Genomic DNA, 12284 nt, shown 5'->3' with positions numbered 1-12284 from the left:
ATATTATTGATATTTTGGCTTTATCAAAATCGTGCTTGTTTCCCGTTAGGCTCTGGGCACGTTAATACAGGTAGAAAACGGGGACAACTTTCCGGTTAGTTGGCGTGCAAGCGATCAACTTGCAGGCGAAAACCGGCGGCAAAATATCAATATATTGATATTTTTACTTTAACCTTATGTTTTTGGAGGCTTTATGCTTGCAACTCTTTTGGACAAACAGCGCCACGCGGCAAGCGCCATTAGAACGGCTTTGCTTGGCGCAGGCATTTCTGACCGCGCGATCTGCATTAATGCGGACAGCTGGTCAGGCAATAACGGCGATTATGAGAAATACGGGGTTTTTGTGTCGGCTCCGCCAGGCTCGAATATCGAGCCGTTTTACGAAACCGGCAAAACGCTCACGGAGGTGGTCAGGAAAACGATCGACTCGATCAAGGGCAGGACGAACGCCGCTAAATCGGACGATCAATCCGAAATAGCGACGTTCTAAGGTGGTTTTGTGTGAGTCAGGGTAGCCGCCCTGGCTCGCACGTTTCCTAAAATTCGCACATTAGGAGTTTTAAGACTATGACAAATTACGAAGTAAATCAAGCTAAGCCCATGCAGCCGCTTTTCGCACTGGGCCGAACCCTCGCCACGCCCGGCGCTTTGGTCGTGATGCAAGGCATGGGAATTTCGCCCCTGGCCTTGCTCAGCCGCCACCAGCGCGGCGACTGGGGCGACCTGGGCGCCGAAGACAAACGGAGCAACGAGGAAGCCCTAAAGCTCGGCTCGCGCGTCTTCTCGGCTTACCGCTTCGACACGGTCCGGCTTTGGGTCATCACCGAAGCGGACCGCTCAGCAACCACCATTCTTCTTCCGGAAGAATATTAACCCAACGGCCGGGAGCTTGTAGCCGCTCGCTCCCGGCTTTCATTCCGTTCGCACATTAGGAGTTATTGTCATGTATTCATCTTCTCAAGCCGTGGTTCCGGCCACGATTGAAAAACCGGCCGAACCTAAAACGGCGCTCATCGCCGCCAACCCGCTCGACCTGCCGGCGGAAACCTTCCGAGAAGGCCTGGACCGCCGCAAGCAGAACCGCGCCGCGCTGATGGCCTGGATCAGGGATGCCCTGGTCGACGGCCTGGACTTCGGCAGAATCCACGTCGTTCATAAAAGCAAGTGCCAGGCCGGCAAGGGCTGCAAGAACCCGGCCCATTTCAGCAAGCCGAGCCTCTTTAAGCCAGGCGCCGAGAAAATCTGCGGCATGCTGGGCCTGACGGTCCGCTATCCGACGCTGCGGGACTACGAGAAAGCCGCGTTGAACGGCGCCCAGCTGAGCCAGATCATTATCCGCTGCGAGATTCTGGACGCCTCCGGCCGCGTCGTCGCGGACGGCGTGGGCGCCCGAATCATCGCGCAAGATAACGGCGACATCAACAAGGCGCTGAAAATGGCCGAGAAATCGGCCCACATCGATGCCACGCTGCGCATGGCCGGGCTGTCGGAAGTCTTCACGCAGGACATCGAGGACATGATGCAGCGCCGCGAGGCCGAAAGCATCCAGCAGGCGGAAAATGAGCTGAACAACGGCTTCGACGGCATCAGCAAGGGCCAGTTGCAAAGGCTGGAGGCGCGAATCAAGGAGCTCGGACTGGACCGGCAGCGGGTCAAAGCGTGGATGTTCAACGCGTCGCATCAGCGCTTCACGAACTTTTTAGATTTGAATCAGGAATTTTACAACCGGCTTTACAGCAAACTCGATGAATTCGCAGGGGTATGACATGAACAATTTAACTCTCTATCACTTGAGCGCCAATTATTTGCAAGCCCTCGACTTTCTGACCGATCCGGAAGCCGATCTTCCGGCCGAAGCGGTCAAAGACACGCTGGAGGCCTTGGCCGGCGAACTCGAAGACAAGGCCGTCAACGTCGCCAAGTTCCTGCGCAATATGGAAGCGATGGCCGACGCGATCAAGACCGCCGAAGCGGACATGGCGAAGCGGCGGAAAGCCTTGGAAAACCGGGTGCAATGGCTGAAAGACTACCTGAAAGGCAACATGGAGCATAGCGGCATCACCAAAATCGAATGCCCGTACTTCAAGCTTTCGATCCAGAGCAATCCTGCTTCGGTTAATATCCTGGACGAAGTCGCGATCCCAGATCAGTTCAAGGAGCAGGTCGTCAGCTGGAAAATTGACAAAACCGCGATCAAGAAAGCGATCCTGGCGGGGCAGAGCGTCGCCGGCGCGAGCTTGGTCAACGGTACGCGTCTGGTGATTAAATAAATCCAGCGCTTTCGAAGGGCCGCGAAAGCGGCCCTTTTTCATTCCTGATTTTTTTAAGCAAGTGAGTCGGTACTATATGAAGCTTTTCAGATTCCGCGGACAAAAAATGGACATTGGCGACATTCTGAGACGACGCAGAAAATTTATTGGTTTGACCCAAGTCGAGTTAGCTGACAAGGCTAAAATTTCACAATCCCTTATCAGCCAGATAGAACAGGGCGTCAGCGATAATGTCACGATCGGAAATTTAAGAGGCATGGCAAAGGCTCTGAATTGCGCCGTCATCGACTTGCTGCCAGAATCCGACAAAAAGCAAAAGCTCTGATTTTAGATTGTAGAAAATCCGGAAATAGGTCACATTTTCTGTGTTCCGGCTTGCGCTAACATTTCAGCTTATTCTATTTTCCAAACATCAACCTTCCGCCCCATAGATGAGCTTGGAAAATCCGACCGAATGCCTGGAAATAACTGCGGCCATGACCCCAATACACCACGCTGGTTCGAGCCGCCCAAGTCGCATACGCGCCCTAAAATCATTTCAAAAGCGATCGCTGAGATTCGCCGCTATTACCGCGCACCGGCCGCGACAATCCCATCCCTGAACTTGGCCAATGGATCCGACCGCCAGCAGCGTTCGGAGCGCCGGGAGGCATGCCTGGCGGTGCTCAGCTGCCTGCTCCATTACCTCGACCTCATGACGCTGCGCGTAGGCATCCCGCAAGCCGACACGTCATTTCAAGGCATTTCAATGCCGTTTATCGCCGAGAAAAGCGGTCTGACCCTGCGCCGAACCGAACGGGCGGCCGCCGACTTGATCAGGGCGGGCCTGATCACTGTCCATCCGCTCTGCGAAAAGCTCAACGACACGGCTTATAAAGGCTACGCCGCGATCCGGACGATATCGGCCAAGCTGTTCGCGCTGCTCGGAATGAGCGCCCGCCTGCGCCACGAACGCGAACGGGCGGCGGCAAGACAGCGGAAACGCAACCGGAAGCAGGAACAGAAACAGGCCGCTAAAATCAGCTTAATCGCTGACCTGATCGCCAACCAGGCGAATGTCTTCGAACCCGCTGACAATTCTGCGCTGTCAGCGATTCGACATCTCAAATCGATCCTTAACGGCTCCGGCCCGTAAAAATCCCACCATATTCCCCGAACTCCGTGGTTCAGCGCCGGTTCGCTACGCCTCATAAAATATTCTGTAGTCTACAGGTTAATGGCCTGTAATCCTTAAATTACGCTTGTTTTGCACCAGAACCGAGCCATTATCTGTTCGTTACCGGCAATCTTCCCATTTCGAAAATAAGTGTCGGCAAACCGAAAACCGAGGCCGCCCGGACAGATTGACCTCGTATTTAAGCGTCGGTAGTCGATGGCGTTAGGTGGATCCGCTTAATCAGCCCTCTTTCAGTTAGAAAAAAAGGAATCTTCCCTGATCCCTTTCGCCGGCTTCCTGCCGGCGTTTTATGCGCTCAAACGCCGCGCGGCTTAAAATCGGTTAATAAGTGATTAAAGACTCCGGAGCCTGAGCCGCCGTATCATAGGCGCTTTTTGCCTGAGAACCTGGAGTAAAACGAGTGAAAATCACGAAGCAGAGCGCGTTGACGGCGCTTTTATCGACATTACTGACTGCCTGCTTGGCTGCGCCTACAACGCAAAGAACAAAGGCTGTAGCGCCTCCTCAGACGGGTTCCGCGCCGGGCGCAACCCGCGCCGGCGGAAATGCCCTGAAACTGGATTATGAAGGGTTCACGGTCTGGCTCGATTGCGCGCGGCACGGTCCTACTAAATTCCGCTACAACGCGCAGCATGACGGCGGCAGCGAAGCTAGGGCTGCGAGCTTCAAACTTGATCCGAATGTCCCAAAGAAATGCCAGCAGACCAGCGCGGCCGCTTACGGGAACGGCTATGACCGCGGCCATCAGGTTCCGGCCAACCACCTCGACGCCTCGCCGGTCGCGATCCGGCAGAGCAACTACATGACCAATATTCTGCCGCAAGCCGCGCAAATGAACCGGGGCGCCTGGCTACTAACCGAGGAAATCGTCGAGTGCTACCGCGATATCGACGAGCTGCTGGTGATCGGCGGCGTGATCTGGGGCAATAATCCGGCGGACGATTTCTTCTTGCAATCGCACGGGGTGGCGACGCCGGACGCCTTCTGGAAAGTAGTCATCCGTGGCACCGGCCAGGACGAGCGCGCGATCGCCTGGATCGTGCCAAATTCGGCGCAAGCGACGAAGAATAACCTGGATCGGTATCTAGTCACCGTGGACGAGATCGAGCGCCTGACTGGCGAGAAGATCCCGGTGGCGGATTACGCTAAGCACGAGAAGCTGGCGGCTTCCTGGATGATTCCGGCCGGATGCGATAAAAGCTAAAAAATTACATAAAATAATGTAATTATGATAATTATGTAATTATGATAATTATACTTATACAGGTGTAATTTACCTGCTATACTTAACTTGCCCTTCACCATATGCTAGGAGTAACGCCATGGCCGCACCGAAACTAACCGAAGAAGAAGTCCACGCCGCTTGCGTCGATATCGTGGCGCAAGGCGAACGCCCCACCGCCCTAACTTTGCTGGATAAGCTAGGCCGCGGCAGCCTCACCACGATCACCAAATACCTAAATACCTGGCAGGCCACGGATGAGGCCCAGGCGTTGAAGAGCGAAACGCTTCCGGCGGTCGTCAAGGTTCCGGCGGAATTGTCGAAAGAAGGCGAGGATCTGCTGAAAAAGATGTGGAACACAGCCAAAGGGATTGCCGACGAGGAGCTGGAAATCCAGCGGGAAGCCTTGAAACAGGCCGAGCAGGCCAATCAGGCCAAAGTCGAGGAAGCCTTCAAGTTTTCAGAGGCCCAGAACATGAAGATCGAGCGACTGGAAGATGACTTTAATAGCATTAGAAAGCAATTTGAAGCCGAATATAAAGCTCATAAGGAAACCCGTAGTCAACTGGCAGATGCCGAAAAAATCAATGTTGGGATTCTGAAGGACAACGACCGGCTGCAGCACGATATCGCAGAGCTGAAAAAGCAGCTGGCCGCGCTGGAGGAAGCGAACAAGGCCGCTGCGCAGGAGAAACAGGCGCTGCAAAAACAGCACGACGCGGCGATCAAGCAAAAAGACGCGGAAATACGATCGCTCGACATGCAAGTGCATAAGCTGCAGACTTCGCTGGACGCTGCCGCCAGTTCCAACGAGCAATTGAAGATCGACATCAAGGCCAAAGCTTCCGACCTCTCGAAACGGACCGTCGAAATCGAGACGCTGAGCGTCCGGTATGAGGCAGCGACCGCCGAATTGAAGACGGCTAAAGCCGAGCTGAAAGCCGCGCATAAGGCGGCTTCGGACGCTGAAAAACTGGTGGCTAAGCTGGAAGGGCAGCTGGAAGTTTATGTGGGCCTTGAGAAGAAAGCCAAGCCGGAAAAGGACAATGAATAAATCCTCTATAATTTGAGGTAAATTGCAATAACGGATTCTTGTTTAGCGTATTGGGGGAGAATTGAAAATGAGAAAGCTGCGCTTTGCTGTCCTGGCGCCTTCCCATATCACCGCCGCAGACGAGGACGAATGTAGCAGGTACGCTGATAAAGAGGCGTTTAGCCGGAGAACACGTGTGGAATCAGCGAGTGGCCGGCCATCGTCTTCGGCCCTATCGGCGCGATTGTTCAGCTAACGCAAAATTAATGCACGCCGAACAACAATACTGCGACACTTCCGGGCGTCGCTTTGAATGACGGGTTATACGGAAACATGAAACAGGTAAACAAAGATTTTGCGCGTGGTTACTTTTGTGCAGTAGCCGTGCTGCTACGCGAAGAGGGATGTGTATCGCCGCAGGTGCGTAGACTTTTTCGCCAAGGCGGCGATGCGCGATTGGCTGACGAAGCCGATTGTGAGCTTTTTACTGAGTATGGCCTTTTGTCGCATAACGAGGATGATCCACGCCGTTAATTCTGGATATGAAAAAGCGATGAAGGCTTGTTTGTGGCAGAAAGGTTATGATTTCCCTGAATAGCGAGGATGGGGGGGAAGCCGGCCAGTGGTCTAATGAGAACTGGCGATATGACGACAAATTGATCGCAGCTTTCTTTTTTATTTTTTAATATTTTTCTTTTTTATTTTTTAGGCGGCTTGGAAGCCATTAAACTCAAGCTCTTCAGGAGCTATATGACGACAAATTGATCGCGATACAACGACGGATTGATCGCGATACAACGACGGATTGATCTTCATAGGTGGACAGATTGATCGTTATACAACGACAGATTGATCTCATATGACGACAGATTGATCGTGATACAACGACAAGCTATTTTTCTTGTCGTTGTGTTTGCCTTTGAGGCGGAGTATAGTGAGACAAATTTATTTTCATGTCGTCATATCATTGTGTCGCATTCCGCCTTAACTGTCGTCAAGTCGAACAAAGTCGTCGAGGCCAGCTACATGCTCACGCTGGCCGAGCAGCGGGTTTTGCTTGCATGCATCGCGCAGATCGATTCCAAGGCGGTTTTGTCCGAACAAACCCGGTTCGAGATTTCGGCCGGCGAGATTGTCGACTTGGTAGGCCTTGATAACTTTTCGAACGCCTACCGGGATTTGAAGAAGGCCGCCGAAAAGCTCTACGAGCGTAGCGTGATCATCGACGACCCGGATCCCGACAATCCGCAGATAGCCCAGCGCAAGACCCGTTGGATCAGCAGCATAGACTATGTTCCAGGGGAGGGGAAGCTTGTCCTGAGCTTCTCGTTCGGAATCATTCCGTACCTGTCTCAGCTATCCCAGGAATTTACTAAATACAAGTTGAAGCACGTCGCCCGTTTCGAAAGCATCTACTCCATCCGGCTCTATGAATTATTGGTGCAATGGAGCACCGCAGGACAGCGGGAAATTGAAGTAGAATGGCTGAAGAAGCAGTTCCAGGTCGGCGACAAATACGATCGGCTGGGCGATCTTAAAAAGCGGGTGATCGACCCGGCCGTCGCCGAAATCAACGAGCATTCCAATCTTTGGGTGAAGTATGGCCAGCGCAAAGTCGGCCGCACGGTGACGCATTTCCAGTTCCAGTTCGGCATGAAGGGCAAGCCGGAGGAAAAAAAGCAACTGACCGACGATGAAATTAAGCGGCAAGCGCGACCTGGCGAATCAAGAGCCGAAGTAATTGCCAGGCTGTCAGGAAATTCGCTGGCTGATTTTGCGAGGCCTGGAGAAACACTCGATCAGGTTCATGAACGGAAAAAGAACCTGGAAAAAATGAAAAAAGTATTGAGCTAAGGAATGAAACAGCACTTCATTACTGCTGCGATTCTGTTGGCCGCCTTGACGTTTTATGTGCTTGGCTATTCGTCTTTAGGCGGGATTGCGTTTGTTGTTGGTGGCGCCTTTGAGCTTTGGTTTTGGATGAGGCTTTTTCGTAGCGGTTAAGAATTTATTGGATATGTTAAATTCAGATTACCGCTATCGCCCCGTTGCTGTCTTTTGACCAAAGTGATTCAATGTCAGCGATTTGACCATTACCTGCCACTGTTGCTTATCATCGATATACTACGTAAGGGAAATCAAATACACATGACCTTGCAAAGGAAAACTTAATGAGCAAATACAAAGGATTTTTCGCCTATCCAGCCTCTCCAAGAGAAATTGGCGATGTCGTTGAAGCCGCAACGAATAGTGTTGTTTGGCAAGGTATTAACGTCCGTTTTAGCACATGGCGTGCTTTAGATATTGCGGGTCATTTTATTGCAGAAGAAGTAACGAACTCGTTGGAGTCAGCTGAATTCGTGGTCGCCGACCTAACTCAACTAAATTTCAATGTAACCTACGAAATTGGCTTTGCAATTGGTCGGTCGAAAAGAGTAATTCTAGTAAAGAATGCCAGCATCGCCGAGGCAGGTGTAAGAATAAAAGATGTAGGTATATTCGATACCCTGGGGTACGAGGTTTATCAAAATTCTAAGGAACTAAGGGCGCGCATTGATAAGTTAAACAAATTGCGCCCTATTGATGTTGCTCATCTATTGAATCAGAAGGCACCAGTCTATTTAGTCGAGCCAACCCACAAGACTGATTGGGCGGGGCGTATTGTTTCAAGAATAAAAAAGACAGGGTATATATACCGTTCATATGACCCAAACGAAAGCCCACGGCTTTCTGCGTATGAAGCAATAGCACAAGTTAGCCAATCATATGGTGTCGTTGTGCCGTTACTAGGGGATGTTTCAGTTGATGCGGATATTCATAATATGAGAGCGGCTTTCATCGCTGGATTAGCACATGGCATGGAGAAAGCAGTATGTATTATTCAAAATTGTGATGCCCCTGTCCCAATAGACTATCGAGACTTTGTTAAAGTCACTTACCAATTAAATGATGTAAATGAAGTTATTGCCGACTTTGCGAGTAACGTCGCTAAAGCATTCCAGTCTGAGGAGCCGCAGAAAAAACGTAGCGCTTTGTCATTCTTGAAGAAATTAAATTTGGGTGCCACTTCGGCCGAGAATGAAATGCGAGATCTCGCAAATTATTACCTTGAAACAGAACAGTATCTGCAGTCTCTCCGGGGGGAAGCTCATCTAGTTGTTGGCCGAAAGGGCTCAGGCAAATCGGCGATTTTTTTACAAATACGAGATCGCGAAAGGGAGATTGATCGAAGTAAAAATATTATTGTTGATCTAAAGCCAGATGGATTCAAGTTAGTAAAATTTAAAGAACAAATCCTTTCATTTCTTCAGGAAGGCACGTATCAACATACTATTACTGCATTTTGGGAGTACGTATTACTTTTGGAGATATGCTACAAGATACTTGAAAAGGATCGCCAAAGGCATATTCGTGACCATACATTATTCGAAGGTTACAGGGAGCTAAACGAACTATATAACGTGGAAGGTTATGATGTTGAAGGCGACTTTGCAGAAAGAATGTCTGGGCTAATGGAAAAAGTATATACAGAGTACCAGTCGAAATATGGCACGAAAGATGGAGTAAGGCTTTCATCAGCACAAGTAACCGAGTTGCTCCATAAGCACGATGTTCGAAAGCTCCAAAGTGTTCTGATTAGGTACATGGAGAATAAAGGTATTCTTTGGCTACTTTTTGATAACATTGATAAAGGTTGGCCAACAACCGGACTTCAGCACAATGATTTGTTAATAATACGTGCTCTGATAGATGCGACGAGAAAAATAGAACGTGAATTTGGTAAAAAAAGCCTTACTATTCATACTATTGTATTTCTAAGGAACGATGTTTATGAACTCTTGGTGAAAGAAACATCAGATCGAGGAAAAGAAGCAGCTGTGGTATTGGATTGGACAGACCCTGATTTACTACGGGAATTGGTGCGCCTTCGTATTGTAGCTAATGGGCTAGAAGAAAATACAGATTTCCGTTCTGCATGGCTTCGCATGTTTACCAGTCATTATAAGGGAGAGGAAACTTCGCAATATCTCATTGATCGTTGTCTTATGCGCCCTCGGTTTCTCCTTAGCTTAATTAATCAGTGCAGGAGTTTTGCAGTCAACCTAAATCACGATCGTATTGAGGAAAGCGATATTAAAAAAGGACTGACTGCTTATTCATCAGATTTGGTTAGAGATATTGGATATGAGTTGGTCGATGTCTCTGGAGTGAGCGATGATACTCTTTATGCGTTTATCGGGAGTAAACCTATAGTTACAAGAGAAGATATTGAACAATTATTGAAAGATTATGAAGTTCGAGATGAACTGATTAAACCTGTTTTCGATCTCTTGCTTTGGTATGGGTTCTTGGGCATTGAGTTTGAGGATTGCACTAGAAAGTACATCTACGATTTCAATTACAAGATGCCGTTGATGAACGGAATTATAAAAAAGAATGGCCAGCAGCTTCGATATTCTATAAATGAAGCATTCTGGCCGGCGTTACTAATAGAGGAATAATCCGCTTAACAAGGGAAAAATTTGGAGTTATTGCGAGTATTTTTGCTTGTTAGCTGCGAACGAGCGGCTGCTTTCTGGTGATTAGTTGCTGTTAGCTGGGCGATGTCGATAGACGGCTCCTGGCCATTTTATCTGCAATTCGAATCAGGCATCGTTTCATCATTCGCCGCATCAGGTAGAACAACAACGAAAGGCCCCATCCTCAAGTTGCCGCCGCCGAAACCGAGCACCGGCACGGACGGCCAGCGGTTGAAAGAATTCTCTTCGAGGATCGCGTCGGCGGCCTGTAGGCAGGCTTCGAGCAGATCGCCGTCGATTCCGCAGTGCAGCAGCGCCGCCTGAATGCTGGGATGCTGACATTCCAAGTCGTAGTCGGCCATCGCGGCGCAGAAGCCTTTCATCCAATCCCGCAGCTCGGCCGGGCCGATGTCGGCCGGCGGCTTGCCGAAGCGGCGGGTTTTATAAAATGTCCAACCATAAGACCAGGATATATCGCTCATCATTAATCTCGCGCGCGGATTGCTGAATAACCCTTACCGGATCACATTAATCTTTGGGGAACCTACGGCCAGAGCAAAATCGGCAGTACGGTGACTCATTTCCAGTTTACGGAAATTTGTTCACCAACTAAAACAATCCCTTTCTGCTGTTCGCATAGGTGTAACCATTTCTACCATTAATCTTGGTTTCGACGGCGAGAACTAGCCAGTATTCCTTTAAAGAAGGCAATCCGTCAATTGGGATAACCGTCTCGTAATTTTTGATCGTCTTTGTTTGACCAGGATGAATAATTTCATTGACTTCAACTGCGTCAGACCAGCGCTCAACATTCCACTGCCCATTGGGCTGTTGGAAAGCAAGGCCGATTTTATATCTCAGAACGTCGACAGGGGGCTTATAGTTGTTATTAGCCCTCATTGTGTATTGGTCCAGCTTCACCGAAATGAATGGATCAGACAGCGATACCTTCCCAGTTGCAGTTGAAATAAGGGCGAATGTTTGAGATGTTGTAGTAAAAATAACATTTTTCTCAGCTATTTCAGTATATGCTGTAGGTGCAAAAAGCAGCATAATCAAAAAGCCAACGATAATCCTGTTCATGTTCATTCCTGAGCATATAGTTTTAATCGGATGGGACGAGGTAACCACGATCGGTAATTTACCGGTTCCCCTGTTTTTATAAAACGTCCAACTGTAGGACTAAAACAATATAGTTCATCGTTATTTTCCCGCATGAGATTCATCGAATAGCGAATAGCCGTTACCGAACCACATTAATCTTCTCGAATCCCAGCTCGAACAACACCCCGACCGCGGCGTCGAGCCGCTTGAACACGCGCACATGGCCGCGCGCGGTCTCCAGCGCCGGGTTCATCTTGTGCTTGCCGTCCAGGGTGACCACCCAGCCGTTCTCAAGGTCGTGCTTTTTTATGACCGGCGTTTCCAGCGCCCCCGCCTGAAAAAGCAGTTCGGCCTCCTTGATGACCATGTCAGTTCAACCCGCCGGCCGACTCGGGAATGATCAGTTCGACGCTGGGGAAATAGGTGCTGAAGCGGCCCCGGTCCCGCGTCATCAGCCGGTAGCCCGCGACCGCCGCATGCGCCCCGATGAAAAAGTCCGGCAGCACGTTACTTTTGCCGCCTTGGCGCCGCTTGTACTGCAGAAAGGCTTTCCCCGCCAGAAACAGCGCCTCGCGCGGGATCGGCTGGATCGCGAAGCCCAGGTGCTCGAACAGGGCTTCCACTTCCTCGATGCGCTCGAAGCCGATCGAGCACTCGGCATAAACGATCGGGTTAATGACCATCGTATGCTCCTGGTCGAGCTGTTCCAGCGTCGACGCGCTCCATTCGAACCAGGCGCTTTCAGGGTCGGACAAGTCGGTGACCACACAGCTGTCGATCAGGATGACGGCCATCAGCCGCCCCGCGTCAGGGCCATGATGTCGTCGGTGCTCATCGTCAGTTTCGCCGTTTGATGGGCGGTCCGGAACCGGCTGGCTTTCTGGGGCCGCTTTTTGGCTTTGGCGATGTACCAGCGCCCGTTTTCGTCCTGCACGAATTCGATCTCGGTTTCGGCGGG

General features: G+C 50.4%; 16 protein-coding genes. 12 read left to right on the top strand and 4 right to left on the bottom strand.

Annotated features, from left to right (window positions below; genetic code table 11):
- The first annotated feature begins 193 nt into the window (after positions 1-193).
- From JJL52_RS19370 to JJL52_RS19315, 12 genes are all read left to right on the top strand, one after another.
- Positions 194-490, top strand: a complete 297-nt coding sequence (locus tag JJL52_RS19370) for a hypothetical protein (protein WP_202054161.1) — start codon at positions 194-196, stop codon at positions 488-490.
- Between the two features lie 77 nt (positions 491-567).
- Positions 568-873, top strand: coding sequence for a hypothetical protein (locus JJL52_RS19365; protein WP_202054160.1), 306 nt, complete (start codon positions 568-570; stop codon positions 871-873).
- Between the two features lie 70 nt (positions 874-943).
- On the top strand, positions 944-1765 hold the full coding sequence (locus JJL52_RS19360) for a hypothetical protein (RefSeq protein WP_202054159.1): 822 nt from the start codon (positions 944-946) through the stop codon (positions 1763-1765).
- A 1-nt stretch (position 1766) separates the two neighbouring features.
- Entirely contained in the window at positions 1767-2270 is a 504-nt protein-coding gene (locus tag JJL52_RS19355) for a siphovirus Gp157 family protein (protein ID WP_202054158.1), read from the top strand.
- A gap of 76 nt (positions 2271-2346) precedes the next feature.
- Positions 2347-2595, top strand: coding sequence for a helix-turn-helix domain-containing protein (locus JJL52_RS19350; protein WP_236994379.1), 249 nt, complete (start codon positions 2347-2349; stop codon positions 2593-2595).
- A 129-nt stretch (positions 2596-2724) separates the two neighbouring features.
- Positions 2725-3405 (top strand): RepA family replication protein, encoded by a 681-nt coding sequence (locus tag JJL52_RS19345; protein WP_202054157.1) that lies wholly within the window; start codon positions 2725-2727, stop codon positions 3403-3405.
- Positions 3406-3847: 442 nt separating this feature from the next.
- Positions 3848-4651, top strand: a complete 804-nt coding sequence (locus tag JJL52_RS19340; protein WP_202054156.1) for a DNA/RNA non-specific endonuclease — start codon at positions 3848-3850, stop codon at positions 4649-4651.
- Positions 4652-4769: 118 nt separating this feature from the next.
- A complete protein-coding gene (locus tag JJL52_RS19335) occupies positions 4770-5723 on the top strand; it encodes a DNA-binding protein (protein WP_202054155.1) in 954 nt (317 codons plus the stop codon).
- Positions 5724-6035: 312 nt separating this feature from the next.
- On the top strand, positions 6036-6236 hold the full coding sequence (locus JJL52_RS19330) for a hypothetical protein (RefSeq protein WP_202054154.1): 201 nt from the start codon (positions 6036-6038) through the stop codon (positions 6234-6236).
- 342 nt (positions 6237-6578) lie between these two features.
- Positions 6579-7556 (top strand): replication initiation protein, encoded by a 978-nt coding sequence (locus JJL52_RS19325; protein ID WP_336885091.1) that lies wholly within the window; start codon positions 6579-6581, stop codon positions 7554-7556.
- Between the two features lie 3 nt (positions 7557-7559).
- Entirely contained in the window at positions 7560-7706 is a 147-nt protein-coding gene (locus JJL52_RS19320; protein WP_202054152.1) for a hypothetical protein, read from the top strand.
- A gap of 167 nt (positions 7707-7873) precedes the next feature.
- Entirely contained in the window at positions 7874-10204 is a 2331-nt protein-coding gene (locus tag JJL52_RS19315) for a P-loop ATPase, Sll1717 family (protein WP_202054151.1), read from the top strand.
- 128 nt (positions 10205-10332) lie between these two features.
- Here JJL52_RS19315 and JJL52_RS19310 read toward each other — a convergent pair whose 3' ends face one another.
- From JJL52_RS19310 to JJL52_RS19295, 4 genes are all read right to left on the bottom strand, one after another.
- Positions 10333-10704, bottom strand: a complete 372-nt coding sequence (locus JJL52_RS19310; RefSeq protein WP_202054150.1) for a hypothetical protein — start codon at positions 10702-10704, stop codon at positions 10333-10335.
- Positions 10705-10831: 127 nt separating this feature from the next.
- Positions 10832-11305, bottom strand: a complete 474-nt coding sequence (locus tag JJL52_RS19305) for a hypothetical protein (protein ID WP_202054149.1) — start codon at positions 11303-11305, stop codon at positions 10832-10834.
- Positions 11306-11465: 160 nt separating this feature from the next.
- Positions 11466-11693, bottom strand: a complete 228-nt coding sequence (locus JJL52_RS19300; protein WP_202054148.1) for a hypothetical protein — start codon at positions 11691-11693, stop codon at positions 11466-11468.
- A 1-nt stretch (position 11694) separates the two neighbouring features.
- The gene (locus JJL52_RS19295; RefSeq protein WP_202054147.1) at positions 11695-12120 is read right to left on the bottom strand and encodes a type II toxin-antitoxin system VapC family toxin; all 426 of its coding nucleotides are present in this window, start codon (positions 12118-12120) and stop codon (positions 11695-11697) included.
- Positions 12121-12284 lie beyond the last annotated feature (164 nt).

Origin of the sequence: Candidatus Methylomicrobium oryzae, from assembly GCF_016745425.1 — a bacterium.
Classification (GTDB): Bacteria; Pseudomonadota; Gammaproteobacteria; order Methylococcales; family Methylomonadaceae; genus Methylomicrobium; species Methylomicrobium oryzae.
This window is presented reverse-complemented; position numbering and strand designations above follow the sequence as displayed.

Bases quoted from the DNA above. Each gene is read 5' to 3' on its own strand.
- JJL52_RS19370 (WP_202054161.1), top strand. From the start codon at position 194: ATGCTTGCAACTCTTTTGGACAAACAGCGCCACGCGGCAAGCGCCATT.
- JJL52_RS19365 (WP_202054160.1), top strand. From the start codon at position 568: ATGACAAATTACGAAGTAAATCAAGCTAAGCCCATGCAGCCGCTTTTC.
- JJL52_RS19360 (WP_202054159.1), top strand. From the start codon at position 944: ATGTATTCATCTTCTCAAGCCGTGGTTCCGGCCACGATTGAAAAACCG.
- JJL52_RS19355 (WP_202054158.1), top strand. From the start codon at position 1,767: ATGAACAATTTAACTCTCTATCACTTGAGCGCCAATTATTTGCAAGCC.
- JJL52_RS19350 (WP_236994379.1), top strand. From the start codon at position 2,347: ATGAAGCTTTTCAGATTCCGCGGACAAAAAATGGACATTGGCGACATT.
- JJL52_RS19345 (WP_202054157.1), top strand. From the start codon at position 2,725: ATGCCTGGAAATAACTGCGGCCATGACCCCAATACACCACGCTGGTTC.
- JJL52_RS19335 (WP_202054155.1), top strand. From the start codon at position 4,770: ATGGCCGCACCGAAACTAACCGAAGAAGAAGTCCACGCCGCTTGCGTC.
- JJL52_RS19330 (WP_202054154.1), top strand. From the start codon at position 6,036: ATGAAACAGGTAAACAAAGATTTTGCGCGTGGTTACTTTTGTGCAGTA.
- JJL52_RS19320 (WP_202054152.1), top strand. From the start codon at position 7,560: ATGAAACAGCACTTCATTACTGCTGCGATTCTGTTGGCCGCCTTGACG.
- JJL52_RS19315 (WP_202054151.1), top strand. From the start codon at position 7,874: ATGAGCAAATACAAAGGATTTTTCGCCTATCCAGCCTCTCCAAGAGAA.
- JJL52_RS19310 (WP_202054150.1), bottom strand. From the start codon at position 10,704: ATGAGCGATATATCCTGGTCTTATGGTTGGACATTTTATAAAACCCGC.
- JJL52_RS19305 (WP_202054149.1), bottom strand. From the start codon at position 11,305: ATGAACAGGATTATCGTTGGCTTTTTGATTATGCTGCTTTTTGCACCT.
- JJL52_RS19300 (WP_202054148.1), bottom strand. From the start codon at position 11,693: ATGGTCATCAAGGAGGCCGAACTGCTTTTTCAGGCGGGGGCGCTGGAA.
- JJL52_RS19295 (WP_202054147.1), bottom strand. From the start codon at position 12,120: ATGGCCGTCATCCTGATCGACAGCTGTGTGGTCACCGACTTGTCCGAC.